This is a genomic window from Streptomyces sp. NPDC053493, from assembly GCF_044544825.1.
Taxonomy (GTDB): domain Bacteria; phylum Actinomycetota; class Actinomycetes; order Streptomycetales; family Streptomycetaceae; genus Streptomyces.
The window spans coordinates 127,038-151,984 of the sequence record NZ_JBITXS010000003.1 but is presented as its reverse complement, the minus strand read 5'-3'; the positions used below and the strand labels follow the sequence as shown (position 1 = coordinate 151,984).

At 75.1% G+C, this 24,947-nt stretch carries 22 protein-coding genes and 1 riboswitch; of the genes, 9 read left to right on the top strand and 13 right to left on the bottom strand.

From position 1 onward, the window contains the following. Nucleotides 1-90: 90 nt before the first annotated feature. Together ACIGO8_RS10820 and ACIGO8_RS10815 are read right to left on the bottom strand one after the other, a co-directional pair. Nucleotides 91-2,586, bottom strand: coding sequence for an FtsX-like permease family protein (locus ACIGO8_RS10820; RefSeq protein WP_399727200.1), 2,496 nt, complete (start codon nt 2,584-2,586; stop codon nt 91-93). Then, a complete protein-coding gene (locus ACIGO8_RS10815) occupies nt 2,583-3,332 on the bottom strand; it encodes an ABC transporter ATP-binding protein (protein WP_399727197.1) in 750 nt (249 codons plus the stop codon). Before ACIGO8_RS10815 ends, ACIGO8_RS10820 begins: the two co-directional genes overlap by 4 nt. A 200-nt stretch (nt 3,333-3,532) precedes the next feature. On the opposite strand from ACIGO8_RS10815, the gene ACIGO8_RS10810 reads away from it, so the two are divergent. The 4 genes from ACIGO8_RS10810 to ACIGO8_RS10795 all read left to right on the top strand — a co-directional run bounded on the left by ACIGO8_RS10810 (nt 3,533) and on the right by ACIGO8_RS10795 (nt 7,128). Next, nucleotides 3,533-4,957, top strand: a complete 1,425-nt coding sequence (locus ACIGO8_RS10810) for a sensor histidine kinase (RefSeq protein WP_399727195.1) — start codon at nt 3,533-3,535, stop codon at nt 4,955-4,957. Continuing rightward, nucleotides 4,954-5,727 (top strand): response regulator, encoded by a 774-nt coding sequence (locus ACIGO8_RS10805; RefSeq protein ID WP_399727192.1) that lies wholly within the window; start codon nt 4,954-4,956, stop codon nt 5,725-5,727. The genes ACIGO8_RS10810 and ACIGO8_RS10805 overlap by 4 nt, the downstream gene beginning before the upstream one ends. Further along, complete coding sequence (locus ACIGO8_RS10800; RefSeq protein ID WP_399727189.1) at nt 5,721-6,155, top strand: NUDIX hydrolase; 435 nt, start codon at nt 5,721-5,723, stop codon at nt 6,153-6,155. The genes ACIGO8_RS10805 and ACIGO8_RS10800 overlap by 7 nt, the downstream gene beginning before the upstream one ends. A 139-nt stretch (nt 6,156-6,294) precedes the next feature. Beyond that, nucleotides 6,295-7,128 carry an SDR family NAD(P)-dependent oxidoreductase gene (locus ACIGO8_RS10795; protein WP_399728503.1) on the top strand — a complete coding sequence of 278 codons (834 nt, stop codon included), beginning with the start codon at nt 6,295-6,297 and terminating at the stop codon, nt 7,126-7,128. A gap of 82 nt (nt 7,129-7,210) precedes the next feature. Here ACIGO8_RS10795 and ACIGO8_RS10790 read toward each other — a convergent pair whose 3' ends face one another. Together ACIGO8_RS10790 and ACIGO8_RS10785 are read right to left on the bottom strand one after the other, a co-directional pair. After that, entirely contained in the window at nt 7,211-7,828 is a 618-nt protein-coding gene (locus ACIGO8_RS10790; protein WP_399727187.1) for a DUF998 domain-containing protein, read from the bottom strand. An 87-nt stretch (nt 7,829-7,915) separates the two neighbouring features. Further along, a complete protein-coding gene (locus ACIGO8_RS10785; protein ID WP_399727185.1) occupies nt 7,916-9,604 on the bottom strand; it encodes a sigma-70 family RNA polymerase sigma factor in 1,689 nt (562 codons plus the stop codon). A gap of 223 nt (nt 9,605-9,827) precedes the next feature. On the opposite strand from ACIGO8_RS10785, the gene ACIGO8_RS10780 reads away from it, so the two are divergent. Then, on the top strand, nt 9,828-9,986 hold the full coding sequence (locus ACIGO8_RS10780) for a hydrophobic protein (protein ID WP_399727182.1): 159 nt from the start codon (nt 9,828-9,830) through the stop codon (nt 9,984-9,986). Nucleotides 9,987-10,020: 34 nt separating this feature from the next. Here ACIGO8_RS10780 and thpR read toward each other — a convergent pair whose 3' ends face one another. Together thpR and ACIGO8_RS10770 are read right to left on the bottom strand one after the other, a co-directional pair. Then, on the bottom strand, nt 10,021-10,602 hold the full coding sequence (gene thpR, locus ACIGO8_RS10775; RefSeq protein ID WP_399727179.1) for an RNA 2',3'-cyclic phosphodiesterase: 582 nt from the start codon (nt 10,600-10,602) through the stop codon (nt 10,021-10,023). A 101-nt stretch (nt 10,603-10,703) separates the two neighbouring features. Next, nucleotides 10,704-11,588, bottom strand: coding sequence for a transglycosylase SLT domain-containing protein (locus ACIGO8_RS10770; RefSeq protein ID WP_399727176.1), 885 nt, complete (start codon nt 11,586-11,588; stop codon nt 10,704-10,706). Nucleotides 11,589-11,592: 4 nt separating this feature from the next. Then, nucleotides 11,593-11,781, bottom strand: a riboswitch (cyclic di-AMP (ydaO/yuaA leader). A gap of 429 nt (nt 11,782-12,210) precedes the next feature. On the opposite strand from ACIGO8_RS10770, the gene pucL reads away from it, so the two are divergent. Continuing rightward, nucleotides 12,211-13,146, top strand: a complete 936-nt coding sequence (gene pucL, locus ACIGO8_RS10765; RefSeq protein WP_399727173.1) for a factor-independent urate hydroxylase — start codon at nt 12,211-12,213, stop codon at nt 13,144-13,146. 37 nt (nt 13,147-13,183) lie between these two features. Here the strand turns inward: pucL and ACIGO8_RS10760 are convergent, their stop codons facing one another. Together ACIGO8_RS10760 and ACIGO8_RS10755 are read right to left on the bottom strand one after the other, a co-directional pair. Further along, a complete protein-coding gene (locus ACIGO8_RS10760) occupies nt 13,184-14,908 on the bottom strand; it encodes a PP2C family protein-serine/threonine phosphatase (protein WP_399727170.1) in 1,725 nt (574 codons plus the stop codon). A gap of 105 nt (nt 14,909-15,013) precedes the next feature. Further along, nucleotides 15,014-15,553: an isochorismatase family cysteine hydrolase gene (locus ACIGO8_RS10755; RefSeq protein WP_399727167.1), complete on the bottom strand. Its 540-nt coding sequence runs from the start codon at nt 15,551-15,553 to the stop codon at nt 15,014-15,016. Nucleotides 15,554-15,693: 140 nt separating this feature from the next. Between ACIGO8_RS10755 and ACIGO8_RS10750 the strand changes: the two genes are divergently transcribed. After that, entirely contained in the window at nt 15,694-16,596 is a 903-nt protein-coding gene (locus tag ACIGO8_RS10750) for a Rieske 2Fe-2S domain-containing protein (RefSeq protein WP_399727164.1), read from the top strand. A gap of 118 nt (nt 16,597-16,714) precedes the next feature. Next, the gene (locus tag ACIGO8_RS10745; RefSeq protein WP_399727161.1) at nt 16,715-17,005 is read left to right on the top strand and encodes a hypothetical protein; all 291 of its coding nucleotides are present in this window, start codon (nt 16,715-16,717) and stop codon (nt 17,003-17,005) included. A 52-nt stretch (nt 17,006-17,057) separates the two neighbouring features. Here ACIGO8_RS10745 and ACIGO8_RS10740 read toward each other — a convergent pair whose 3' ends face one another. The 5 genes from ACIGO8_RS10740 to ACIGO8_RS10720 form a co-directional block, all read right to left on the bottom strand. Continuing rightward, complete coding sequence (locus tag ACIGO8_RS10740; protein ID WP_399727158.1) at nt 17,058-18,158, bottom strand: glutamate--cysteine ligase; 1,101 nt, start codon at nt 18,156-18,158, stop codon at nt 17,058-17,060. A 194-nt stretch (nt 18,159-18,352) separates the two neighbouring features. Next, nucleotides 18,353-18,895: an NADPH-dependent FMN reductase gene (locus ACIGO8_RS10735; protein ID WP_399727156.1), complete on the bottom strand. Its 543-nt coding sequence runs from the start codon at nt 18,893-18,895 to the stop codon at nt 18,353-18,355. A gap of 98 nt (nt 18,896-18,993) precedes the next feature. Next, nucleotides 18,994-19,848, bottom strand: a complete 855-nt coding sequence (locus ACIGO8_RS10730; protein WP_399727153.1) for a hypothetical protein — start codon at nt 19,846-19,848, stop codon at nt 18,994-18,996. A 34-nt stretch (nt 19,849-19,882) separates the two neighbouring features. Then, on the bottom strand, nt 19,883-20,353 hold the full coding sequence (locus tag ACIGO8_RS10725; protein ID WP_399727150.1) for a hypothetical protein: 471 nt from the start codon (nt 20,351-20,353) through the stop codon (nt 19,883-19,885). Nucleotides 20,354-20,367: 14 nt separating this feature from the next. Beyond that, nucleotides 20,368-22,884: a molybdopterin oxidoreductase family protein gene (locus ACIGO8_RS10720; RefSeq protein WP_399727147.1), complete on the bottom strand. Its 2,517-nt coding sequence runs from the start codon at nt 22,882-22,884 to the stop codon at nt 20,368-20,370. 421 nt (nt 22,885-23,305) lie between these two features. Between ACIGO8_RS10720 and ACIGO8_RS10715 the strand changes: the two genes are divergently transcribed. Continuing rightward, nucleotides 23,306-24,778 carry an aminotransferase class I/II-fold pyridoxal phosphate-dependent enzyme gene (locus ACIGO8_RS10715; RefSeq protein WP_399727145.1) on the top strand — a complete coding sequence of 491 codons (1,473 nt, stop codon included), beginning with the start codon at nt 23,306-23,308 and terminating at the stop codon, nt 24,776-24,778. The last annotated feature ends 169 nt before the right edge of the window (nt 24,779-24,947 follow it).

Below are 24,947 nucleotides of genomic sequence, written 5' to 3'. Positions count from 1 at the left end.
CCGCCCGGGGCTGCCGGTGACTCGGCGGCCCCGGCAGCCCGGCGGCCCCTCCCCGACGGTCGGGTCCGCGGGTCCCCCGGGCCGCCCGGCTCACTCCGTACGCAGGGCGCGTGCCGTGTCCGTACGCGCCGCCCAGCCGGCCGGGAGCAGGGCGCCCGCCGTCGCGATGAGCACGCCGGCCAGGGCGAGGCCCGCCAGGAGCGGGGCGCCGTACACGTCGAGGTCGGCCGGCGGGATGGTCGTGCCGACGGCGCGGCCCGTCGCGGGCATCACCGCCCGGTGCAGCGCCACCCCGAGCGGCACGCCCACCGCGCCCGCGAGCAGGCCGACCAGACCCACGGAGACGAGGACGTGGGTGACGGTCTGACCCGGTGTCATGCCGAGCGACTTCAGGACGCCGAGGTCGCGGACACGGTCGCGGGTGTCGAGGACGACCGTGTTGAGGACGCCGAGGCCGGCGACGGCGACGAACATCAGGGTGAGCATGCCGGTCAGGACCTGCATGGCCCGGATCACGCCGGACGTGCCGGTGTCGGTGACGGCCGCCCGCGCGCCGAGCGGGGTGAGGCGGGCGTTGAGCCGGGCGAGGTAGTCGTCCGCGTCGGTGGGCTCGGCGAGCCGGACCTGGAAGGTGCTGGGCAGGTGGCGGGCCCGCAGGGCGGCGGCCGAGGCCGCGTCGGTCCGCAGGGTCATGCCGTGGCCGCCGAGGTCGAAGATCTCTCCGACGAGGGTGAGCCGGACGGTACGGCCCTGTTCGGAGAGCGTGATCGTGTCGCCCACGGCCTTGCCCGTGGCACGCAGGAAGTTCGTGGGTGCGACGGCCTCGCCCGGGGCCCGGAACCAGCGGCCCGAGGTCATCGTGTGCCGGGCGTCCGCCGTGTCGCCCTCGTAGACGACGAGTTGGGCGCCGCCCTTGAGGCCGGCGACACCCACCTGGGCGGTCGCCGTCCGGTGGTACGCCGCGGCGCCGGGCACGGCGCGCAGCGCGGCGGCCACCGCCGCGGGGTCGGCGGGCGGGCCGGGCTCCGCGTCGGGACCGTCGATGCCCTCGGGCAGGAGGACGGTCCGCACGGTGACGTCGCCGCCGCGGTCCGGGTCGCCGTCGGTCTGGACGGCGATCAGCGTGCTGCCGAGCCCGACGGCGAAGGTCACCGCGAGGGCCCCGAAGGCGACCGCCGCGCCGGTCGCCGCCGAACGGCCCGGGCGCGCGAGCGGGCTCGTGAGCCCGAGGACGACGGCGGGCGGCAGCCGCAGCCGGCCGAGCGCGGCGCCGACCCGGTGGAGCGGAGTCCTGGCGGTGCCGCCCGCCCCGCCCGCGCCGCCCGCGCGGACGGCGTCGGCCGTGCGGAGCCGGGCGGCCCGCAGCGCGGGTCCCAGCGCCGCCGCGGCGACGACGAGCAGGGCGCCGGCGGGCACCGCGAGGTCGACCCACAGCGGGATGCGGACCGAGGCCGTGCCGTACGCCTCCGCGACCTGGGCCATGAGCGGGACGGCGAGCGCGTTGGCGAGGACGGCGCCGAGCGCGCCGCCCGCCGTGGCGGGGATCAGGGCCTGGGCGACGAAGGCCCGGCCGACCTGGGACGGGGTGAAGCCGAGGGCCTTCAGGACGCCGATCCGTGGGATCGCCGTGCTCACCGCGCCGCTGACCACGACGGCGATCACGAGGACGGAGAGCGCGAGGCCGAGGACGGCGAAGGCGGTGACGAAGGGGATGTAGGCGGCCGTGTTCTGCTGCGCGGCCTGTCGCACGTCGAGGTACGAGCGGGTGCCGGCCGGGCCGTGCGGCGCGGCCGACGGGGACGCGGAGACCGAGGCGGAGGCCGGCCGGGACGCGGAGGCGGTCGCGGAGGCGGCGGCCGCGGTGACGGCGGACCGGCCGGCGTCGATGTCGGCGGCCGTCGCGGCCCGGTCGAAGCGGTAGAGCATCTGCAGGTCGGGGCCGGCGGGCCGGTCCCCGGCGAGGGCGGTGCGCGTGGTGAGGTCGGTGAGCTGGGCGGGCGTCGTCCAGGCGTCGCCGCTCTCCCCGACGGATTTCGCGAAGCCGACCACCGTGAGCCGGGTACCGCCGGCTCCGCGCGCGGTGGTCAGGACGCTGCCGGTCCGGGTGCCGGGCAGCACCGAGGCCCGCTCCACCACGATCTCGCCCGGCGCGCCCGCCCACCGGCCCTCGGTCAGTTCGACCCGGTCGACCCGGTCGGCCGAGGTGGCGGGGTCCGCGCGGCCGACGACGGTGAGCGGCGGCGGTTCGAAGCCGGGCCCGGGCATGCCGCCGTCCGTGCGGTAGAGGCGTACGGAGGTGACGGGGAAGGGGCCCGCGGCCTCGGTGACGCCGTCGGCGCGCGCGGTCGCGGCGGCCTGCTCGGCGGTGACGGACCGGCCGTCGAACTCGGCGGTGAGGTGGGCGCCGTTCTGCCGGGCGAAGGCCCGGTCGAACGGCGCCTGCGAGACCACCAGGAGGCCGACGGCGAGGACGCCGGCCGCCACCGACAGCAGGGTGGTGAGCACCATGACCGTGGTCTGGACCCGGCGCCGGCCGACGCCGGCCCGCACGACCCGGCCGAGCGCGCCCGCGGTCCGCCGGCTCATCGCGCCACCGCCGTCGGCGCGTCGTGGACGATCCGGCCGTCGACCAGCTCGATGGTGCGGGTGGCGCAGGCCTCGGCGAGGGAGAGGTCGTGGGTGACCAGGACGATGGTCTGCCCGTCGGCGTTCAGTTCGCGCAGCAGGGCCCGGACGTCGGCGGCCGAGGCGGAGTCCAGGGCGCCGGTCGGCTCGTCGGCGAGCAGCAGCGGCGGCCGGTTCATCAACGCCCGTGCCACGGCGACCCGTTGGCGCTCGCCGCCGGAGAGCCGTCCCGGGTGCGCGGCGGCGTGCCGGGCGACGCCGAGCCGGTCCAGGAGCCGGGCGGCGCGGTCCGCCGCCTCGGCGCGCGGCGCACCGGCCAGCCGGGCGGGCAGCAGGACGTTGTCGAGGGCGGTCAGGTCGTCGAGGAGGTGGAAGAACTGGAACACCATGCCGATGCGGGAGCGCCGGTAGCGGGCGGCGGCGGTCTCGCTCATGGTGTCGACGCGCAGCCCGTCGACGGTGACGCTGCCGGCGGTGGGCCGGTCGAGGCCGGCCATCAGGTTGAGCAGCGTGGACTTGCCGCTGCCGGACGGGCCGAGGACGGCGAGCGCCTCGCCGGGCCGGACCTGGAGGCTCAGGTCGCCGAGGACGGCGCGGCCGGCGCCTCCTGCGGTGCCGGCGGTGTCCCCGCCTTCGTACCTCTTGCTCACCTCCTTCAGGTCGATGAGGGTGCGGGCGGGGTCGTCGCCGGTCGGGCGGCCGCTCATGGGTCCTCCGGTGCTCGTCGTCGGGATCGCCGGGAACGCTAGGCGCGGGCCCGGCGCGGCCGCGTCGGCCGCGATGGCGAAGCTCCGTACCGTGTGCGGCGGACGGGCCGGGAGGTCATCCGCGCGATGTACGCCCCGAGGATCACGCTCTGCTCCCGGGGGCCGATTCGAGGGCGTGGCGGCCTTGGCAGACTGGGCCGATGCGCTGGATGAAGGCAGTGACGGCGACGAGGACGGCCTGGGAGGCGGCGTCGCTCCGCCGGCCGTGGGCCGGGGACGCCCTGCTGGCCGTGGGGCTCGCGGTGGGCACGGTGGCCGGGAACCTCAACCGTTCGTACGTGGAGGTGTTCCCCGGCGGGCTGCCGGGCCCGGTGTCCGGGCTTCCGCCCGCCCGGCCCGAGCCTCCCGGGTGGCCGGATCCGGACCTCGTCGCCCTCGGCCCCGGCCGGCGTCCGGTGCCGGCCGTGGAGCACACGCTGGCGCCGGCCGAGGCCTGGGAGTGGGTGCTCGTCCTGCTCACGGCGCTCGCGCTGGTGCTGCGGCGCCGGTGTCCGCTCGCCGTGTACGGGACGGTGACGGCGACCGTCGTGGTGCTGCACCAGTGGGGCGACGTGGCGCCGGACGCGACCACGGTCATGTTCGCGTCCGAGCTGGTCGCGGCGTACAGCGCGGCCGTGTACAGCCCGCACCGCTGGACGGCCGTCGCCGCGCTGGCGGTCGGGTCCACGGTGTACGTGGCCAACGAGCTGGTGCCGGACGTCGACCAGGGCCTGATCCCGCTGCTGGTCCTCGTCCCGGTGGGCCTCGCCGCGCAGGTCGTCCACGCCTGGCGGCGCCGTGCCCGGACGCTGCGCGCGGAGCAGGAGGAGACGGTGCGGCGGGCCCTGGAGCGGGAACGGGCCCGGATCGCCCGCGAGTTGCACGACGTCGTCACGCACAACGTGAGCATGATGACGATCCAGGCGGGCGCGGCGCGCAAGGTGCTCGGCAGCTCGCCGGAGCAGGCCCGGGAGGCGATGCTCGCGGTGGAGTCGGCGGGGCGCACCGCGATGTCCGAACTGCGGCACGTCATGGGCCTGTTGACCATGGCGGCCGCCGACGGGACGGCGGAGGCGGGCGGCCGTTCGGGGACGGATCCGGACCACCGGGCCGAAGGCCCGGACCCGGGCCTGGACATGGGTCTGGACATGGGCCTGGACCTGGGCCTGGCGCCGCAGCCGGGAATCGACCGGATCGGGGACCTGGTCGACGGTGTCCGGGCGACCGGCGTGCCGGTCGAGCTGACGATGCGGACGGGCTCCGTCGACCCGCCGCCCGGCGTGGGGCTCGCGGTCTACCGGGTGGTGCAGGAGGCGCTGACGAACGCGGTGCGGCACGCGGAGGGCGCGCGGGTGCGGGTCGCCGTCACGCACGCCCGCGGTGAACTGTGCGCGGAGGTCACCGACACCGGCGGCCGGGCCAGGGCGGACGGCACCGCGAGCGGCGGCGAAAGCGGCGGCCGCGGCCTGGTCGGACTGCGGGAACGGCTCGCGGTCTACGGCGGTACGCTGCAGGCGGGCCGGCACCCGGGCGGCGGCTACCGGGTCCGCGCGGTGATTCCCCTCGCCGGGCGGGAGGACGCATGACCGGGGCACCCCGGGTGGTGATCGCCGACGACCAGGCGCTGGTGCGCACGGGTTTCCGGATGATCCTGGCCGCCGACGGCATCGACGTCGTCGCGGAGGCGGCCGACGGCGACGAGGCGGTGGCGGCGGTCCGCCGCACGCGGCCCGACGTGGTCCTGATGGACATCCGGATGCCGCGCACCGATGGCCTCGAGGCCACCCGCCGCATCCTCGGCGACGGCACCGGAGACCGCGCCGGGGCCGGGGACGGCGGCCGGGGCGGGGATCCCGTGCCGCGGGTGGTCATCCTCACCACGTACGACCTCGACCGGTACGTGTACGCCGCGCTGCGCGCCGGTGCGAGCGGCTTCCTCCTCAAGGACGTCACACCGGAGCACCTGGCGGCGGCGGTCCGTCTCGTCCGGGCGGGCGACGCGCTGCTCGCGCCCGCGATCACCCGCCGGCTGGTGGAGCGCTTCGCGGCGCCCGCCGCCGACGGCCCCGCCGTACCGCGGCACCGGGACCTGTCGGCGCTGACGCCCCGTGAACTCCAGGTCCTGGAGGCGCTGGCGCGCGGATACAGCAACGCCGAACTCGCCGCCCACTTCCAGCTCAGCGAGGCCACCGTGAAGACCCATGTCGCGCGGGTCCTGGCGAAACTGCGCCTGCGCGACCGGGCACAGGCGGTGATCGCCGCCTACGAGACGGGCCTCGTCGCGCCGGGCACACCGGGCGCGGGGCATAGGCTGATCGCGGACGACGCCGACGGGAGGAGGGGCGAGGGATGGTGAACGCCCCGGTGCGCAGCCGGGTTTCCGCGTACGCGGTCGCGCGGGAGGACGACCGGCTGCTGCTGGCCCGGCTGTCGGACGCCTCGCCGATCTTCGCGCCCGGACTGTGGCACCTGCCGGGCGGCGGGATGGACCCGGGCGAGCGGCCGGTGGAGGCGCTGGCGCGTGAGCTGCGCGAGGAGACCGGGCTCCACCTCACCTCCGCCCGGCTGCTCGACGCCCGCACGTACGCCGTCCGACGCGGCGGCGTGCGCTGGCACCTGACGGCGCTGTTCTACGCGGTCGGCCTCGCGGCCGGAAGCCCGATGGTCGCCGAGACCGGCGGCTCCACCGACGCGGCCGTCTGGATGCCGCTGGCGGACCTGGACCGCTCCCGGCTGTCACCGGCGGCCGCCGACGCACTGCGCCTCCTGGAGACCGCGCCGTAGGAACCGGGGCGGCGGCGTGCCGCGGCACGCCTAGGCCGTGTCCGGAAAGTCCCGCCGGCCCGCGACGCCCGGCCTGATCGGTGGGACACGGCCTAAGATCACCGGGACGGTCGGCAGCGCGGGGAAGGCGGACGGCGGCATGGCGGAGCGGCGGGTGTATCTCGTGACCGGCGGCGGGACGGGGATCGGGGCCGCGACCGCGCGGCTGCTGGCCGAGGCGGGGCACCGGGTGGTGGTGTCCGGGCGGCGGCCCGAGCCGCTGCGGCTGGTCGCCGAGGAGACCGGGGCGCTGCCGGTGCCGTCCGACATCGGGGACCCGGACGAGGTGGCCGCCCTCGTCGAGACGGCCGTCGGCGCGTACGGGCGTCTCGACGGTGTGGTGCTCAACGCCGGGATCGGGCGGGGCGGCGGGGTGGGCGAGGTGACGCGTGAGGACTGGGACGAGGTCATGCGGACCAACCTCACGGGGCCGTTCCTGCTGCTGCGGGCCGCGCTGCCGCATCTGCTCGAGGCCCGGGGCTCGGTGGTCGCGGTCGCGTCGGTGTCCGCGCTGCTGAACGGCGTCGGGAGCGCCGCCTACGCCACGTCCAAGGCCGCGCTGCTCCAGCTGTGCCGCTCGCTGACGGTCGACTACGCGGGCGCCGGGCTGCGGGCCAACACGGTGTGTCCGAGCTGGGTGCGCACCGACATGGCGGACCGCCGGATGAACCGGTTCGCGGAGGAGGCCGGGCTCGGCGGCGGTCCGGAGGGCCGGGACGGTGTCGAGGCCGCGTACGAGGAGACCACCCGGGTGCTGCCGGCCGGCCGTCCCGGTGAGCCGCGGGAGGTGGCGGAGGCGATCGCCTGGCTGCTCTCGCCCGCCGCGTCCTTCGTCAACGGGGCGGTGCTGACGGTCGACGGCGGCGCGACCACGCTCGATCCGGGCACGCTGGGCTTCCGGTTCCGGATGGAGCCGCGCGACCCGCGTCCGTAACCGACCGCCCGGCCGGGGCGGGCGCGGCGGGCGGCCGGGGCGGGGGCGCGGCGGGCGGCGGGCGGCGGGCGGCGGGCGGCGTTCAGCGGACCGGCTGCCGGGGCCGTGCCGTCCTCGCGCGCTGGTGGTGGAGGCAGGAGACCACGACGACCAGCGGCCAGAGCGACTGGAGGCACGTCACCAGGCGTTCGGCGACGCCCGCGGCGCCGTGGCGGTCGGTCTCGACGAGGAACCAGAGGGCGGCTCCGCCCATCGACGCGGTCGCCGCGAGCGCGGGCCCGAGGCGCAGGGCCCAGGGTACGGCGCGGCCGCCGCGGACGGCGGCGAGCAGCGGCCACAGCGCGAGCAGCGCGAAGCCCACGGCGGCCACGGAGCCGTGGCGCAGCGATCCTCCGCTGCTGGGTGTCGGGACGAAGGCGACGACCAGGGCCGCCACTCCCCCGGCGGCCAGCGTGACGCGCCCGGCCGGGGCCGCGGCGCGCAGGCCCCAGGCCGTGGCGAGGTGGCAGACGCCGAGGGCGAAGAGCGCTCCGCTCATCACCCAGAAGCCGGCGGCGCCGTAGGCCGCGAGGACGCTGATCGTCTGCCGGACGGCGTCGTAGGACGGCCCCTGCAGCACGGCCGCGGTCGTCCAGCCGCCGACCAGCACCACGGGGGCACAGCCCGCGGGCACGAGGGCCCACCTGGGAACGGGTCGCATCCGCTCACGGTAAGCCGACGACCAAGGCGGGCCGGGTAGCGCGCCCGCCCCGCGTGCCGCGCGCCCGCGGAGCCGTGCCCGGTGGTCCTAGCGGGCGCCGAAGACCTGCGTCCAGTAGGGGCCGCCGGCGGAGTGGATGCCGATGCCGATCTCCTTGAAGGAGCAGTTCAGGATGTTGGCGCGGTGGCCGGGGCTGTTCATCCAGGACTCCATCACCTCGGCCGGCGTGCGCTGGCCCATGGCGATGTTCTCGCCGTAGGTCGACCAGCGGTAGCCGGCGGCGGTGACGCGCTCGCCGGGGCCGTCGCCGTCGGGGTTGGTGTGGTCGAAGAAGTTCCGGGCGGCCATGTCGTCGGAGTGGCCCTGGGCGGCCCGGGTGAGCAGCGCGTTCTCGGTCAGCGGGCCGCAGCCGGCCTGGGCGCGCTCGGAGTTGACCAGGTCGATGACCTGCTGGGCGTCGGAGCCCGGTCCGGATCCGCCGGCCCTGGTGCCCGTGGTCCGCGGGCGGACGGCGGGTGTGGGCGCCGTGGTGCGGGGCGGCGCGGGCTTCGTGGTGGTCGCGGTGGGTGAGGGCGTGGCCGTACGGGTGGGGCGGGCGGAGCGGCTCGCGGTGGGGCTCGGCGAGGCGGTGGTGACGGAGGGCGAGGCGGTGTCCGGCGTCTCGGAGAGCAGGGGCGCGGTGTCGGGGGCCGCGGCGCGTGCCACGTCGGCGGCGTCCGTCTCGGTCTGGTCGGGCCCGTTGATCAGGTGGAGGGTTCCGCCGGCGACGGCCACGACGGCGAGGCCCGCGGCGGCGACGGCCCGGCGACGGCCGCGCTTGCGCTGCTCCTCGCGGCGGCGGGCGCCGCGCCCGGCCGGTGCGGCGGCGTGCCGGGCGCGCGCGGAGCCGGGGCGGGGCGCGGCGGCGCTCGGGGGCGGGGTCGTGGCGGCGAGGGGCCGGGTGGTGGCGGCCAGGCCGAGGAGCGGTCCCGCGCTCTCGCGGACGGCGGCGAGGAGCGCCGTCGTCGGAGGCACGAGCAGCAGGCCGACGAGCAGGCCCTCGGCGGGGACGAGGCCGCTCCGGAGGCCGGCGCAGTGGGCGCAGGCGCGGGCGTGGCGGGCTATGCGCTTGCGCCAGAGCGCGGACGGGCGGCCGTCCCAGGTGCCCAGTTCGGAGTGCAGGGCGGGGCAGGCCGGGTGGGCGGACAGGGCCCGGACGACCACCCGGGCGGACTCGAGGCGTTCCTTCATCCGCTGGACCCGGACCGCGGTGTGCTCCGGGGACAGTTCGAGGGCGGCCGCCACCTCGTGGCGGGTCAGCTGTCCCGCGCACTCCAGCCACCACAGCGAGAGCACGGCGCCGTCCTCGGGCTCCATCCAGCGGGTGGCCTCGGCGGTCTCGCGCCGCTGGCCGGACAGGTGGAGCCGGGCGACCGTGAGGTCGACGAAGTCGGCGCCCGGCTGGGCGAGGTCGCGGGCGTCGTCGAGGCCGCCGGCGGCCCGGTGGCCGGTCTGCTGCCGGTGCCAGTGGGTGCGCAGGGTGTTCATGGCGATGGCGACGAGCCAGGAGCGGAAGCTGTCCGGGGAGCGCAGTCCGCCGAGGCCGTCGAGCGCCCGCAGCATGGTCTCCTGCACGACGTCGTCCACGTCGTGGTGGCCGTTCATCGCCCGGCCCACGATGTTGTAGACGAGCGGGAGGTGGGCGGCGACGAGCCGGTCCCGTGCCGCCGGGTCGCCGCCCTGCGCGGCCCTGACCAGCTCCGTGCCGTCCGGCCCGTGCGTGCCCTGCGCGTCCATGCCCTGCCTCATCCTGACCGTCCTGCCTGTTGCCGATGCCCAACACCTGGGAGATCGCGCCGCGACCACCGGATAACGGAAAACGGCCGGGAATTTTCGAGATCTTTCGAAGGGAGCCGAACCTCACCCCAAGGCTTTCGCACATTGTTGCGACAAGACCGGGCATACGCGGTGGTGCGGGCGCCGGACGGACCGGTGCCAGGCTCACCCGGGAGGTGCCGTCATGGTTCCGCTCCTGATCGTTCTCCTCATCATCCTGGTGCTGTTCGGCGCGGGCTTCGCGCTCGACGTGCTGTGGTACGTCGCGATCGCCGTGCTCGTGCTGTGGCTGCTCGGCTTCCTCTTCCGCAGCGGCAGCGGATCCCGTTGGTACCGGTGGTGACCCGGCGGGAGGCCGGTGCGGCCGCGGGCGCCGTTCAGGAGCCGGCGAAGGGCCAGGACTCGATGTCGCGGTAGCGGATCGGTCCCGGCCCGCGCCCGGCGTTGCTGCCGACCAGGTGCAGCCGCCCGGACGTCCAGCGACGGCCGGAGAACCCGGCCAGCCCGGAGGCCGCCGCGAGGACCTGTGTCAGGTCACCGCGGCGGGCCCGGGCCAGCGTCAGGTGAGGACGCAACGGCCGGTCCTCGAACGGGATGCCGCACGTCTTCACCACGTCGCGGACGTCGGCGGCGAGCAGGTGCAGCCCCTCCACGTCGCCGTCGATCCCGCTCCACAGCACCCGGTCGTCGAAGTGGCCGCTGCCGCGCAGTGCCAGCTCCAGGGGCCGCCGCGCGGCCGCGAGACCGGCGAGCGGCGGCCGCAGCAGGGCGGCGGCCCTGGCCGGGAGCTCGCCGAGGAACGCCAGGGTGATGTGCCAGTCCTCGATGCGGTTCCAGCGCAGCGAGGGAAAGGCGTCCAGGGCGGGGCGCAGGGCCCGCGCCAGTTCGTCCTTGGCGTCGTCGGGCGGGGCGAGGGCGACGAACACGCGGATGGTGGGCGCCGGGGGCTGATCGTTCACGCGGGACTTCGTACCATCCCCGGCCCGCCGCGCTCCGGCCGGCCCCCGGCCGCCGGATCCGTCCGCGCCCCGCCCTGGTCCGGTCACCCGCCCTGGTCCGGTCAGTAGGCGCCGAAGACGTTGTCGATGGAGCCGTAGCGGGCGGCCGCGTAGTTGCAGGCGGCGGTGATGTTGGCGACCGGGTCGTACGGGTCGTTGGCCGTGCCCGCGACGTGGTAGGCCTGGAAGGTCGGGTCGATCACCTGGAGCAGGCCCTTGGACGGGGTGCCGGCGAGGGCGTTGGAGTCCCAGTTGTTGATGGCCAGCGGGTTGCCGGACGACTCGCGCATGACGTTGCGGTAGATGCCGTCGTACGTGCCGGGGATGCCGTTGCGGGCCATGATGTCGAGGGACTCGCGGATCCACCCGTCGAGGTTGTCGGCGTAGCCGGCGGCGCTGGAGGCGGCCACCGCCTGGACGGCGGCGGCCGGGCGGGCGGCCTTGGTCGCCGCGCCCGTGGCGGCCGAACCGGCGCCGGCCGTGCGCGTGGTCTTCGCGTGCGAGGCCTTCGCCGTGGCGCTCTTCGCGTGCGCGGTCTTGGCGTGCGCGGTCTTCGACGGGGTGGCCGAGGCGTGGACGGTGAGCTTCAGACCCGGGTGGATGAGCGCCGGGTCGGCGCCGACGGCGGCGCGGTTGTCGCGGTAGAGCTTCTTCCAGCCGCCCTGCACGGAGTACTTCCGGGCGATCTTGGAAAGCGAGTCGCCGCGGACCACGGAATACTTCACCGGGCCGGCCTTCTTCGCCGTGAGAGCGGCCGCCGCCTTTTCGACTGCGACGATCGTATGCACGTGCTGCGCGGCGGGAGCTCCCTGCGGGGTGACCGCCGCGGCGCCGGTCGCGCCGGCCAGCGGCAGGGCGAGCGCGGCGCTGCCGGTGAGGCCGGCGGCCGCGATCGAGCGGGCGAGCGGGGTGTTCTTGGGGCGGCGGTGCTTACCGTGTCCACGCATGGCGAATTCCTCTCCTTCGCCTGCGAGGTGAGCTGTCGGGTTCGGGCGGGAGATGCCCGGCCGCAGTGCGCGGCTTCACCCCGAGCCGGGCCCGGACGACCGGAGCCGGCGGCAAACCTGGGTCCCCCGCTCCTGCCGGACGTGTGGTGAGTGCGGTGTACCGGTCGGCGGCAGGATTCGGCGTTTCCGTCCGGTTGCCGGGTGACCGTACGCGAATGGGAACGACGAGAACAAGGCCCTAATTAATCAACGCAAATGAATTGATCCGGGAAATGAAAAAGGATCACCGCACCTCCGCGCCACCACCTCCCCAACCCTTTTCCCCGGTCTCGCACTTGACGCCGTGACAGCAACGCCGGGCTCCCATTCCCACCTTGGAAAGGAATAGCGGGACATCACATGCTTTGTCCGATTCTGGGCGTGTGGAAGGTCACGCATTCCGCAGGCATTGCGTGCGGCCGCCGGGCTGTGCTGGAATCCAGCGGAACCTACGGACCGGGATGCTCGTCAGTCCCGGGGCGGCCTCGGGGCGCGGGGCCGGACGGCGGGGGGTGCCGCGTGCGCGGCACCGGACGCCGGGCGTACGGGATCGACGCATCCACGTACCCGCAGGAGCCGCATCATGAGCTACACCTCCACCAGCAAGCACGTCCTCGGCCAGAACCAGTACGGCAAGGCCGAGAACCGGATCGTCACCATCGAGCGCCGCGGCAACGACGGCGCCTGGCACGACATCCGCGACCTCAACGTCTCGGTCGCGCTGCGCGGCGAGTTCCGTGAGGTCCACCTCACCGGCGACAACGGCAACTGCCTGCCGACGGACACCACCAAGAACACGGTCTACGCCTTCGCCAAGGAGCACGGCATCGCCTCGCCCGAGGCCTTCGCGATCCTGCTCGCGAAGCACTTCGTGCACTCCCAGCCGGTGATCCACGAGGCGCAGATCCGCGTCGAGGAGTTCGCCTGGGAGCGGATCTCCGTGCCCACCCGCGCCGAGCAGCACTCCTTCGTCCGCAAGGGCCAGGAGGTGCGCACCGCGCAGGTCACCTACAGCAAGTCCACCGGGCAGCTCCAGGTCGTCTCGGGCCTGAAGGAGCTGACCGTGATGAACTCGACCAACTCCGAGTTCCACGGCTTCGTCAAGGACCGGTACACGACCCTGAAGGAGGCGTACGACCGCATCCTCGCCACCAAGGTGACGGCCCGCTGGGCGCACTCCGCAGTGGCCGCGGGCGACGCCGACTTCGACTGGGACCGCTCGTACGCGAAGGTCAGGCGGCACATGCTGGAGGCGTTCGCGGAGACGTACAGCTACTCGCTCCAGCAGACGCTCAACGCGATGGCGGAGCGGGTCCTCGACCACTGCGCGAGCGTCAACGAGGTGCGGCTCAACCTGCCGAACAAGCACCACTTCCTGGTCGACCTGGAGCCCTTCGGGCTGAAGAACGACAACGAGGTGTACTTCGCCGCGGACCGGATGTACGGCCTCATCGAGGGCACCGTCCACCGCGACGGCGTCACCCCGGTGATCGCCACCAGCGACTGGATCACCGCCTGACACGGCCCTCGCGGTCGCCTGACGCGGGCGTGCGGCGTCAGTCCACCCGGATGGCGAGCAGGCACGCGTCGTCCTCGGGCCCGGCCTGGTCCGGATCGGACAGGATCGTCTCGATCAGCCGCTCCGGCTCGGTGTCGGAGGAGCGCGTCATGGCGTCGGCGAGGCGTTCGATGCCCTTGGTGACGTCCTCGCCGCGGCGCTCCACCATCCCGTCGGTGTACAGCACGAGCAGATCGCCCTGCCGCAGCCGCGTGTCGGTCGTCTCGTAGGCGTAGCCCGGCAGGGCACCGAGCAGAGGGCCGCGCTGCCCGGCGTGCAGCGGCTCCGCCCGGCCGTCGCGCAGCAGGATCGGCGCCGGGTGGCCGGCGTCGGCCCAGCGCAGCACGCGCTCGTCGTCGATGTGCCCGACGATCACGGTGGCGGTCTCGCCGTACGGTTCGCTGCAGACCAGCTCGTTCAGCCAGGTCAGCATCTCGCCCGCCCCGGCGCCGGTCTGGGCGAGGCCGGCGAGCGCGTGGCGCTGCTGGGACATGCGGGCCACGGCGTCGAGACCGTGCCCGGCGGCGTCGCCGATGGCGATCAGGACCAGGCCGTTCGGCAGCAGCCGGCACTTGTACCAGTCGCCGCCCACCGCGCTGTCCGGCTCGGCCGGCCGGTAGGAGGCGGCCACGGTGAGCCCGACGGCCGCGAGCGCCTCGGAGTGCGTCGGCAGCAGCGCCTCGCGCAGCGCGTCGGCGACCCGCCGCTCGGCCTGGGCCTGGCGCCGCAGCCGGTCCGTCTCGCGCTCCGTCTCGGCCAGCCGGCGCCGGCTGCGGATCTGCGGCGTGAGGTCACGGGCGACCAGGTTCACCGCCCACGGCCTGCCGTCGGTGCCGGCGACCGGGCGGCCGAGCAGGTCGAGCGTGCGCACCTCGCCCAGGACCAGGAAGCGGATCCGGGTCCAGGCGGGCTCCTCGCCCGCGAGGACGGAGGTGAGGAACTCGGAGAACGCCGTCAGGTCGTCCGGCAGCAGCGCGTCGCAGAGCTGCTCCAGCGACCAGGGCATCTGGATCTCGGCGTGGAAGATCCGGCTGAGCCCCTCCGACCAGGTCACCTTGCCGGACAACAGGTCCCAGTTGCCCCAGCCGAGCGAGGCCAGGTATTGCGCGTCGATGGTGAGCAGCTCCGTGCGGCTCTGCACCGGGCGCCAGGTGGCGAGCACCTGCTCCCCGCACAGCGCCGCCGAGTAGAGCAGCGGTGCGCGGTGCAGCCGGCCCATCCGCTGCTCGGTGTAGTCCACGTACTGGCCCTCCAGCGGCCCTCCTCCGGCCACGACGTCGCTCAGCGCCGCGAGGAGCCCGCTGCTTGCGGCGCCCGGCCGGGCCTCCAGGAACCGCTGTCCCACCTGCCGGTCCGGGGCCTCCAGCCAGTCCGCGGACCTGATCCGGTTCCCGGCGACGATACGGAAGTCCCGTACGGTCCTGCTCTCCTCGTCCCTGAGCGGTTCAAGGAGCACCGCCGAGGCCGGGATCGCGCTGAGCACCGCGCACGTGCCCGTCGCGCCCGGGTCGTGCGTGCTGCACAGACAGCGTGGCGGCGCGGAGTCGTGCCCCGCGGCGGCGGGTACGGGCGCGAGGAGCTGCACGGGAGAGGTGACCTCGCTGCTCGGTGGTGGCGAGGAGGGCCGCTCCGCCGTGCGCCGGACCGAGGCGCGCAGGGCGGAGACCTCCCGCCCGATCAGGTCCTTCAGCTCGTCCACCGTGTCCGGCAGCGGAAAACTCATGATCGCCTCGCTTCCCGGGCGAGCGGCCCGGTCGTCTCTCCGGCCATCCTTGCGCCGCTGCCCACCGGGTCGCGGATCATGCGCGCGCAGGAGGCGGCGGGTGGGTCAGAAGGTGACCTCGGCGGCGTCCACGACGCGCCCGGCCATGTTCCGCTCGATCATCCGCAGCGCGGCCCGCGCCAGGTCCTCGTGGATGTGGGCGACCGCGTCGCGGGGCACGGTGACGCGCAGGTGCCGGATGTGGGCGTCCAGGGCCGAGTAGAGCACGCACTGCTCGGTGACCTGGCCCGTCAGGACGAGGTCGGTCACGTCGAGCGAGCGCAGCAGGTAGGCGAGCGGTGTCTCGTAGAAGACGGAGTGCCGGGCCTTGACCACGAACAGCGAGTCCTCGTCCGGCCGGACCGGGTCGACGAGCTCGGGATGCCGGCCCGCGAGCGCCATGTCGAGGATCTCGCCGTGGTGGGACCGCCACTGGCCGAAGTTGTCGTTGGCGTACACGACCGGCGCCCCGGCCTCCCGGGCCCGGCCGAGCAGGTCCACGAGCGCGGGCAGCGCCGCCCCCACGGACGGCACGAGGAGTTCCGCGTCCTCGTGCTCGTACGTGTTGAGCATGTCGATCACGACGAGCGCCGCCGTACGAGTCATCGAGCACCGCCTTCCCACGCCGGGCCGTCGCAAGCACCGGCCCCTCCCGGGATACCGCGAACGGGTGCGCGGCGCACGCGGGGCGGGTGAACGGGCGACGAGGTCCGTTTCGGGTGGGGCTGGGTGGTTACACGCGCGGTATGAAGAGCATCTCGCCCGTCCTGCGGTCGGTACTGCCCTCCGGGCAGAAGCCCGGAGTCGTGTTGAAGGTGATGGACCGGTTGGAGAACTCGGCGCGGGCCGACCGGCTGGTGGACGCCGTACGCGGCGCCGTGCAAGCGCTGCCGCTCGGCCCGGCCCGTGACGTGCTGCACGGGCGATGGCTCGGCCATCCGCTGCATCCGCTGCTCGTGCAGTTCCCGATCGGCGCGTGGCTGTCGGCCGCCGTGCTCGACTTCGTGCCCGGCCAGCGCCGCGCCGCGCGGCTGCTGGTCGCCGCGGGGCTCGCCGGGGCGGCTCCCGCGGCGGTCGCGGGCTGGGTGGACTGGGCCGAGATGCGGCGTCCCCAGCTGCGCGTCGGGCTCGTGCACGCCGCGGCCAACGTCACCGGAGTGGTGTGCTACGCCGCGTCCCTGACCGCCCGCTGCCGCGGCGAGCACTGGCGCGGCCGGATGTGGAGCCTCGGCGGTCTCACCGCGATCGGGGTGGGCGGGGCGCTCGGCGGGCACCTCGCCTACCGGCAGGGCGCGGGCGTCAACCACGCCGAGCAGGTCGGCGCGCTCGCGCCGTCCGGCTGGCATCCGGTCGCGGCGCTGGCCGACCTGCCGCCCGGCCGGCCGCGGCGCGCGCACGTCGGCGAGGTGGCCGTGGTGGTCGTGCGGACCGACGAGGACACGGTGCGGGTGCTCGCGGAGCGGTGCAGCCACATGGCCGGTCCGCTCGCCGACGGTGAGGTCGTCGACGGCTGCCTGGTGTGTCCCTGGCACGGCAGCAGGTTCCGCCTCGAGGACGGCTGGAACGTGACGGGCCCGGCCACCGCGCCCCAGCCCGTGTTCCAGACCCGTGTCGTCGACGGCCGGGTGGAGGCCCGCTTCCCCGGCTGACGCGTCTCCCGCCACCCCAGCGCCGGACCACGCCCGGCCCCCGGCATCGGATGCCGCCCGGGGCCGGGCGTGGTGTGCTGGTGGCGAGGGGGCCGAGCGTCACCCAGGAGGAGAAGTCATGGCGGTCTTCGTCCACGCCGTCCTTAACGGAGTCAGCACCGACCAGTACGACGCGCTCAACGCCAAGCTGCAGGGCACACCGGAGATCTTCGAGGGATGCCTCTCGCACGTCTGCGTCCCGACCGACAGCGGTCTGGAGATCTTCGACCTGTGGGAGACCGAGCGGCAGATGAACGCGTTCACCGAGAAGATGATGCCGGTCGCCGCCGATCTCGGCTGGCCCGTCACGCAGGCTCCGCCGCGGACGCGGACCGTCCACAACTACTGGGTGCCGGGCGCCGACGCCTGACCTGCGCCCACGGCGTCCCGGACCCACGGGCCTCCGGCCCTCCCCCGGGCCGTCAGTCGACGGCCTCGGTGGTGATGCGGGCGCAGGCCCGTACGACCTCGTCCAGGCGCAGGCCGTCGGCGTGCAGGGCGCGCTGGCGGTCGGCGCCGCCGCCCCGGGCGAGGTGTTCGGCGACGCCCCGCCGGACCCGGTCGAGGTCGCCGGAGTCCGCCAGCGCGGCCTCGGTGTGGCGGACGAGCGCGGCGAGCGCCGCCTCCGCGGAGGTCGGCCGCATCGTCTCGGGATCGACGAGCGGCCCGCGCAGCCCGGAGCGCGCGGCGCGCCAGGAGGCGAGGCGCAGCAGTCCCGAAGGGACGCGGGGCGCCGGCTCGCCGTCCCGCCAGGCGCGGGCGGCGGTCTCCACCAGGCCGCGGACGAGGGTGGCGACGAGCACGGTGGTGTCGGGTTCCAGGCAGACGTCCGCGACGCGGATCTCGACGGTCGGATAGCTGTGCGAGAGGCGGGCGTCGAAGTAGATCATGCCGGGATCGCACAGGACGCCGGTCGCCACCATGGCCCGGACCCGGTCGTGGTACCGCTCGGCGCTGCCGAACAGCTCGTACGGACCGGCCGACGGCCACCGGTTCCAGACCCGGCTGCGGTAGCTGCCGTATCCGCTGTCGCGGCCCTGCCAGAAGGGCGAGTTCGCGCTGATCGCGGTCAGCAGGTACAGCCAGGGCCGGATCCGGTCCAGGACACCGACGCCCTCCTCGTCGGAGGCCACGGCCACATGGACGTGACAGCCGCAGGTGAGCTGCTCCTGCGCGGTGAGCGCGAACTGCTCGGCCATCCACTGATAGCGCGAGTCCCGGGTGCGGGACGGCTCCACCGGCAGCGGCGAGGTGGCGAGCGCGGCGACCAGGGCGCCGGACTCGGCGGCGTAGCCCCGCGCCTCGGCGCGCCAGCGGACGATCTCGTCCCGCAGCTCCGCCATGTCCCGCAGCGGGCGGGTGGCGAACTCCAGTTGCTCCTGGTGAAGTTCCTTCTCGAACGCGCCGCCCGACGTCCCGCCGCGTAGCGCCGCGGACGCGAGGACGGGCGCGGACACGGCGAGCGGCTCGCCTGTCTTCGCGTCGACGAGCATCAGCTCTTCTTCGACTCCCACGGTGCGCATCGGGGCTCCTGCACCTCCTGTACCTGCGGTGACGTTTCCGCGTATGCCCCCGAACCGCTCATTCGACTCCTCCGGCTCCGTCGGCGCGCGGCGGATCGGCGGTAAGGCGGGCAGGCGTATCAGGCGGCCAGGCGTATCAGGCGGCCAGGCGTATCAGGCGGCCAGGCGCGTCAGGCGGTCAGGCGGTCAGGCGGTCAGGCTCCGGCGGCGGCCAGGAGGCCGAGGGACTCGCCGAGGCGGTGGCGGGCGGCCGGGTCGGAGAGGAGGCCGTCGGAGGCGATCATGGAGCGGTCGAGCGGGAGCCGGGCGCAGGCCCTGTCGACGACCTGGGCGCCCGTGTAGTCGAGGACCGTGCGCAGGGCCGCCTCGGCGCCGTGGCCGCGGCCCTGCGTCGCCGCGTTGATCCAGGCGACGGGCTTGTCGTTGACCTCGGTGCCGCCGACCGTCCAGTCGAGCAGGTTCTTGAAGGAGCCCGGGAGCGAGCCCGCGTACTCGGGCGTGCAGATGAGGATCCCGGCCGCCCGGTCGATCGCGGCCCGGAGCTCGGCCACCGGCGCCGGCAGCGGGTCGGTGTCGTCGTCGGGATTGAAGTGCGGCAGCCGGGCCAGTCCCGCGTAGTGGACGGCCTCGACGCCCGCCGACGGGGCCAGCGCGTGCGCGGTGCGCAGCACGGCCTCGTTGGTGGAGGCGGCCCGAAGGCTGCCCGACAGCAGAAGGATCACCGGAGACGTCGACATCCGCCCAACCTATGTGCCCGCCCGGGCACTTGACCAGCGTGGACCGTCAGGACGCGGTCGCCGGGCGGGCGGCCGGCGGATCAGGAACGGCGGGCGGATCAGGAACGGCGGGCGGCGTGGCGGGCCTTCTCCGCCCGGCGCCGGAGCGTGTCGGCGGCCGAGCGGGCCTCGGCGCGGTCCCGGCGGGCCTCGGCGAGGCGTTGCTCCAGGTCGGTGACGCGGGCGTCCGCCTCCTGCGCCCGCCGGGCCGCCTCCGCGTGGGCCGCTTCCGCCGTACGGGCTTCCACTTCGGCCTGTTCCCGGCGCCGGCGCGCCTCTTCCTCGCGCTCCCGCTGCTCCCGCTCCTGTTCCCGCTGTTCACGCTCCTGTTCCCGTTTCCTGCGCTCCTCCTCCTCGTGCTCCTCCTTCTTCTTCCGCTTCTCCTTCGCTGTGGCCGCCGTGCGGTCCGGTGCACGTGGCGGCGTCGTCGGCATCGCGTCGAACGCGAAGCCCACGACCGGGTCCGGCGCCTCCGTCAGCCGGCCCGCCGCCCACCGCTCGGCCACCTCCGGGTCGGCGAGGACCGTGTGGAGCATGCCCTCCACCTCGGTGAGCACCGCGGCGCCGACCGGCCGGCCCTCGTCGGCGGCCAGGACGCCCGCCTCCCGGGCAAGGGCCGCGATGATCTGGTGCTGCCGGCGGCTCGCCTCGCGCAGCTGCGCGGCGTCGAGGGTGCGGGTCGCCTCCCGCAGCGTCGCGCCGAGTTCGAGCAGCCGGCCGGCCTGCTCGGGGCGGCCGCGGGCGAGGAGGTTCATGGCCCATACGGCGAGGCTGGGGCGGCGCAGGGCGGCGATCCGGCGTGCCCCGTCGGCGTCCTTGTCCTTGCGCGCCGCCGCGGCCCAGGCGTCGCGGGCCGCCACGAAGTCGGCCGGCGGCAGCCCGTACAGCTCGGTGATGACCTCGTCGATGTCCACGCTTCCACTCTCGCCCGCGGGGCGCGGGGCCGCCTCAGGGAGGAGTCGTCAGGATCTGCGGCGACTGGGACGTCATCATCGCCTTGGTCCAGTCGAGCTGCCGGAGCGCGCGGGGCCGGCCGAGGCCGACGAGGTCGAGCAGCCGGGAGTCGTGGGAGGCCTCGGCGGCCTGGGAGAGCATCAGCCAGTACGCGCAGTTCCCGGCCACGGCCTGGTGGAGGGCCCGCAGGTCCTCCAGGAGCCGCAGCGCCGGGTCGTCCGAGGCCGAGGCGCGCGGGGGCGCGGGTGGCAGGTCGGGCGGCCCGGAGCCGTCGGAGGCGACGTCGGCGCCGACGGCCTCGGCGAGGCGCCGGCTGTGCTCGTCGGACCACCGGGCGAGGTCGTGGGCGACGTGGTGGACCTCGTGGTCGTCCCGGTGGCGCCGGGCCGTCGCGCGGAGGTCGTCGGCCAGGCGGCGTTCGCCCTCTTCGAGGGCCTGAACGATCGCTGAGACACGGCGGTTCACGACTCCTCCTCCTGTCAGTCGACCTGTCCGTCGACCTGTCCGTCGACGTGGCCGTCGTCCTCGGACGCGTCCTCGTACGCCTCCTCGACGCGCGCCGCCGGGCCGCCCTCCGTGGCCGGCACCGTGCCCGCAGCCGAAGGGGCCGACGCGGTGGTGGTCGGAGCCGGTGAGGGCCGGCCGTCGGCGCGCTCGACGAGAACGAGGTCCGCGGCCGAGACCTTGAACAGGGGCTGCTTGGACGCCGGGTCCCAGTCGGTGACCGTGAGCTCGTTGGCCGCCCGTCCCGGCGCTCCGTCGCCGGGTCCCTTACCGGATTCGGTGTCCCAGTAGCCGTAATGGAACGGCACGAACAGCAGGCCGCGCCGGATGTCCGTGATCCGCAGCCGTCCGCGCAGGGCGCCGCGCGGGCTGCCGACCTCGACGAGGTCGCCCTCGCCGAGCCCGCGTTCGGTGGCGTCGGCGGCGGAGATCTCCACCCAGACGTCCGGCGCCGCCGCGGCGAGCTGGGGCACTCGGCCGGTCTTGGTGCGGGTGTGGAAGTGGTAGAGCGTGCGGCCGGTCGTCAGCTGGAAGGGCAGGTCGTCGCCGGGCGTCTCGTGCGGCGGCAGGTAGTCCGCGGCCCGGATCACGGCCTTGCCGTCCGGGTTGAGCTCGCGGTACTCGGCGGCGGGCGCGGGTGCTCCGGTGACGAGGTCCTTGCCGTAGGACTCGCAGACGTCGGGGCCCGCCCAGGTGATGCCGTCGGTGTAGAGGCGGGCGGTGCCCTCGGGAGCCTCCTCGGTGCACGGCCACTGGATTCCGCTGCCTCCGCGCAGCCGGCCGTACGTCAGCCCGGTGTAGTCGCAGGGACGCCCGGCGCTGCAGCGCTTCCACGCCTCGAACGCGGACTCCGGGTCGTGCCAGCCGATCAGCGGGGCGCCGTCCTTGTCGCGGAAGTCCATCCGCCGGGCGTAGTCGAGGAAGATGTCGAGGTCCGGCCGCGCCTCGCCGGGCGGTTCGACGGCCTTGTCCGACAGGTGCACGGTGCGGTCGGCGTTGGTGAAGGTGCCGGTCTTCTCGCCCCAGGTCGCGGCCGGAAGGACCACGTCGGCGAACCGGGCGGTCTCGGTCAGGAAGAGGTCCTGCACGACGAGGAACAGCCCTTCCCGGGCGAGGACCGAGCGGATGCGGGAGAGTTCCGGCAGCGAGACGGCGGGATTGGTGCCGCTGACCCAGAGCATCTTGACCGAGCCCTGCTCCGCGTAACGGAAGATCTGCATCGCGTGGGTGGGCGGCGCGTAGTGCGGGATGGTGCCGGGCTCGACGTTCCACACCCGGGCCAGGTCGGCGACGTGTTCCTCGTTGGCCCAGTTGCGGAAGCCCGGCAGGTCGCCGTCGGCACCGCACTCGCGGGTGTTCTCGGCGGTGGGCTGCCCGTTCATCTGGAGCACGCCCGCGCCGGGCCGGCCGAGCATGCCGCGGATCAGGTGCAGGTTGTTGACCTGGACGGAGGCGGCGGTGGCCTGGTGGGACTGGTAGAAGCCCTGGAGCACGGTGGAGAGCAGCCGGTCGGTGCCGCCGAGCAGTTCGGCGGCCGCGCGGATCCGGTCGGCGGGCACGTCGCAGATCGCGGCCGCCCATTCCGGTGTGCAGGGCGCGACGGTCCGCGCCAGCTCGTCGAAGCCGACGGTGTGCCGCTCGACGTAGTCGTGGTCGACGCGCCCGGTCCTGATGACCTCGTGCAGCAGGGCGTTGAGCAGGGCGACGTTGGTGCCGAGGCGCGGGGCGAGATGCACGGCCGCCCGGCGGGCGACCCGGGTGGGGCGGGGATCGACGCAGACCAGCCGGGGCGGGTCGGCGCCGTCGAGCCGGTCGAGGACGCGCATCCACTGCACGGGCTGGGTCTCGGCGAGGTTGTGGCCGAAGAGCGCGATGACGTCGGCGTGGTCGATGTCGTCGTAACTGCCGGGCTGGCCGTCGCAGCCGAACGACTGCTTGAGGGCCTCGGCGGCGGTCGAGGTGCACAGCCGGGTGTTGCCGTCCAGGTGCGGGGTGCCGAGGCCGGCCCGGGCGAGGACGGCGAGCGTGTAGTACTCCTCCAGGAACAGCTGGCCGGAGGTGTAGAAGCCGATCGAGCCGGGGCCGTGCGCGTCGAGCAGCGCGCGGGAGCGGTCGGCCACGAGGCCCACCGCGGTGTCCCAGTCCGTCTCGACGAGCCGGCCGTCCCGGCGTACGAGAGGACGGCGCAGCCGGTCGGGAGCGGCGCCCGCCCGCCAGGCGAAGGCGTCCTTCGGGCCGAGACGGCCTCGGTTGACGCGGTCGACGGTCCGGCCGCGTACGCCGACCATCCGGCCGTCCTTGACCGCGATGTCCATGGCGTCGCCGTCGGAGTGGAGCAGCGAGGCCGTCTGCACCCAGCGGTCGACCTCGTCGGGCCGGACACCGTCGGCGAGGCAGGCGTCCTGGCGTACGGGCCAGGTGCCGTGCCGGTCGTAAGGGGTTCTGGTGCCCCAGGGCCGGGCGATGCGGTCCACCGACGTCCTCACCGTCATGGCTCACCTCTCGAACGTCCCGGCCGGTGGCCGGCCGGTAGCCGGCCGGTCCCCGGGCGCCGGGTGGGTCCCCGGCCCGCGCCGTGCTCCGGCGCCGTGCCAGCCCGCGACAGGCGTCCTGCCGCCGCCCGGCCGGCGGGACGCGGCGACGGGCGGCGGCTTCACGGACGCCGTTGTGGCGCGTGCCCGGTCCGCACCGGTTCATGCGCGCCGCCGTGGGCACGCCCGTGGCTCCCGCCCCCGGACGCCACTGCCCCGCCCGTGACGCCCGCCGGGCGGGTGACGACGCCGTTTCGCGGCAGGCCGCCCGGGCAGACGCGGCAGCAGACGCGGGGCGCCGCGCCCCTGCCCGTACGGCGGCCGCCGACCGTACGGCGCCCCGCGCGCCACGTGACGCGGCCGCTCTCGTTCCGGAGGAACCATGGACCACTCGCGCGCACCGGTACTCGAGGCGCTGCAGGACTTCCGGCGCCGGGGGGACGTCGTCTTCGGTCCGCCCGGGCACAAGCAGGGCCGGGGCGTCGATCCCCGTGTGGCGGAGGTCGTCGGGGAGGACGTCTTCCGCTCCGACGTGCTGCTGCTCAACGGCCTGGACGACCGCCGGGAGTCGCAGGGCGTGCTCGACCAGGCCCAGGAGCTGATGGCGGACGCGGTCGGCGCCGAGCGGGCGTTCTTCTCGACCTGCGGCAGCTCCCTGTCGGTGAAGACCGCGATGCTGGCCGTGGCCGGCCCCGGTGAGAAGCTGCTGCTCTCGCGGAACGCTCACAAGTCCGTGATCGCCGCCGTCGTGGTCAACGGCGTCGAACCGATCTGGGTGCATCCCAAGTTCGACACCGAGCGCCACCTGGCGCATCCGCCGGAGCCGGACGACGTGCGGGCGCGCCTCGACGAGCATCCCGACGCCAAGGGCATGCTGCTCATCACGCCCACCGACTGGGGCACCTGCGCCGACGTGCGGGGCGTGGCGGAGGCGTGCCACGCCGCCGGCGTGCCGCTGATCGTCGACGAGGCGTGGGGCGCGCATCTGCCGTTCCACCCGGAGCTGCCGGTCTGGGGCATCGACGCGGGCGCCGACCTGGTGGTCACCAGCGTGCACAAGATGGGCGGCGCGATCGAGCAGAGTTCGGTCTTCCACCTCCAGCACGACCGGATCTCGCCCGAGGTGCTGAAGCAGCGGGAGGACCTGCTCGGCACGACGAGCGCCTCCTCGCTGGTGTACGCGACGCTCGACGGCTGGCGGCGGCAGATGGCGGAGCACGGCCGCGAGCTCCTCGACGGCGCGCTGCGGCGGGCCCTGCGGATCCGGAAGGCCGTGGCGGACCTGCCCGGCCTGGAGCCGATGGGTTCCGAGGTGGTGGCGGAGGGGCTCGCCGCCGCGTACGACCCGCTGAAGCTGGTGATCGACGTACGGGGTCTCGGCATCAGCGGAATGCAGGCGGCGGAGTGGCTGCGCACGGCGTGCCATGTGGACGTCGGCGGTTCCGACACCTGCCGGATCAGCGCTTCCATCACGCACGCGGACGACGACACGACCGAGCGGGTGCTCCTGGACGCGCTGCGCGCGCTGGTGGAGCAGGCCGACGGGCTGGAACGCCGGCCTGCCGTACGGCTGCCGGAGCCGGCGGCGCTGGAGCTCGAGCAGGCCCGGCTGCCGCGTGACGCCTTCTTCGGTCCGGCGGAGCACGTGTCCGCCAAGGACGCGGTCGGCCGGATCTCGGCCGAGACGATCAGCCCGTACCCGCCGGGCGTGCCCGCGGTGGCGCCCGGCGAGGTGATCAACGCCGAGGTGGTCGACTACCTGCGCAGCGGCGTGGCGCACGGCGTTCTGGTGCCCGACGCGGCGGACCCGTCGCTGGAGACGTTCCGGGTGGTGGCGCGCGGCCCGCACGACTGAAGCGCGACGCCCGACGGCCCACACGACTGACGCACGACGGCCGAGGGCCCGCACGACTGACGCACGACGCCCGACGCCCCGCGGGGCCGTGTCGCCCGGGCAGCCCAACGGCGGCCCGGCCTACGGCGCGCCCGGCCCGCCCGACCCCGCTGGGACGGCAGGGTCGGCA

What these genes read in the sequence shown, in the direction of transcription:
- ACIGO8_RS10755 (WP_399727167.1), bottom strand. Translation starts at nt 15,553, where the DNA reads ATGACTCGTACGGCGGCGCTCGTCGTGATCGACATGCTCAACACGTAC.
- ACIGO8_RS10820 (WP_399727200.1), bottom strand. Translation starts at nt 2,586, where the DNA reads ATGAGCCGGCGGACCGCGGGCGCGCTCGGCCGGGTCGTGCGGGCCGGC.
- ACIGO8_RS10810 (WP_399727195.1), top strand. Translation starts at nt 3,533, where the DNA reads ATGCGCTGGATGAAGGCAGTGACGGCGACGAGGACGGCCTGGGAGGCG.
- ACIGO8_RS10790 (WP_399727187.1), bottom strand. Translation starts at nt 7,828, where the DNA reads ATGCGACCCGTTCCCAGGTGGGCCCTCGTGCCCGCGGGCTGTGCCCCC.
- pucL (WP_399727173.1), top strand. Translation starts at nt 12,211, where the DNA reads ATGAGCTACACCTCCACCAGCAAGCACGTCCTCGGCCAGAACCAGTAC.
- ACIGO8_RS10760 (WP_399727170.1), bottom strand. Translation starts at nt 14,908, where the DNA reads ATGAGTTTTCCGCTGCCGGACACGGTGGACGAGCTGAAGGACCTGATC.
- ACIGO8_RS10745 (WP_399727161.1), top strand. Translation starts at nt 16,715, where the DNA reads ATGGCGGTCTTCGTCCACGCCGTCCTTAACGGAGTCAGCACCGACCAG.
- ACIGO8_RS10715 (WP_399727145.1), top strand. Translation starts at nt 23,306, where the DNA reads ATGGACCACTCGCGCGCACCGGTACTCGAGGCGCTGCAGGACTTCCGG.
- ACIGO8_RS10750 (WP_399727164.1), top strand. Translation starts at nt 15,694, where the DNA reads ATGAAGAGCATCTCGCCCGTCCTGCGGTCGGTACTGCCCTCCGGGCAG.
- ACIGO8_RS10720 (WP_399727147.1), bottom strand. Translation starts at nt 22,884, where the DNA reads ATGACGGTGAGGACGTCGGTGGACCGCATCGCCCGGCCCTGGGGCACC.
- ACIGO8_RS10800 (WP_399727189.1), top strand. Translation starts at nt 5,721, where the DNA reads ATGGTGAACGCCCCGGTGCGCAGCCGGGTTTCCGCGTACGCGGTCGCG.
- ACIGO8_RS10740 (WP_399727158.1), bottom strand. Translation starts at nt 18,158, where the DNA reads ATGCGCACCGTGGGAGTCGAAGAAGAGCTGATGCTCGTCGACGCGAAG.
- ACIGO8_RS10780 (WP_399727182.1), top strand. Translation starts at nt 9,828, where the DNA reads ATGGTTCCGCTCCTGATCGTTCTCCTCATCATCCTGGTGCTGTTCGGC.
- ACIGO8_RS10795 (WP_399728503.1), top strand. Translation starts at nt 6,295, where the DNA reads ATGGCGGAGCGGCGGGTGTATCTCGTGACCGGCGGCGGGACGGGGATC.
- ACIGO8_RS10815 (WP_399727197.1), bottom strand. Translation starts at nt 3,332, where the DNA reads ATGAGCGGCCGCCCGACCGGCGACGACCCCGCCCGCACCCTCATCGAC.
- ACIGO8_RS10805 (WP_399727192.1), top strand. Translation starts at nt 4,954, where the DNA reads ATGACCGGGGCACCCCGGGTGGTGATCGCCGACGACCAGGCGCTGGTG.
- ACIGO8_RS10770 (WP_399727176.1), bottom strand. Translation starts at nt 11,588, where the DNA reads ATGCGTGGACACGGTAAGCACCGCCGCCCCAAGAACACCCCGCTCGCC.
- ACIGO8_RS10735 (WP_399727156.1), bottom strand. Translation starts at nt 18,895, where the DNA reads ATGTCGACGTCTCCGGTGATCCTTCTGCTGTCGGGCAGCCTTCGGGCC.
- ACIGO8_RS10785 (WP_399727185.1), bottom strand. Translation starts at nt 9,604, where the DNA reads ATGGACGCGCAGGGCACGCACGGGCCGGACGGCACGGAGCTGGTCAGG.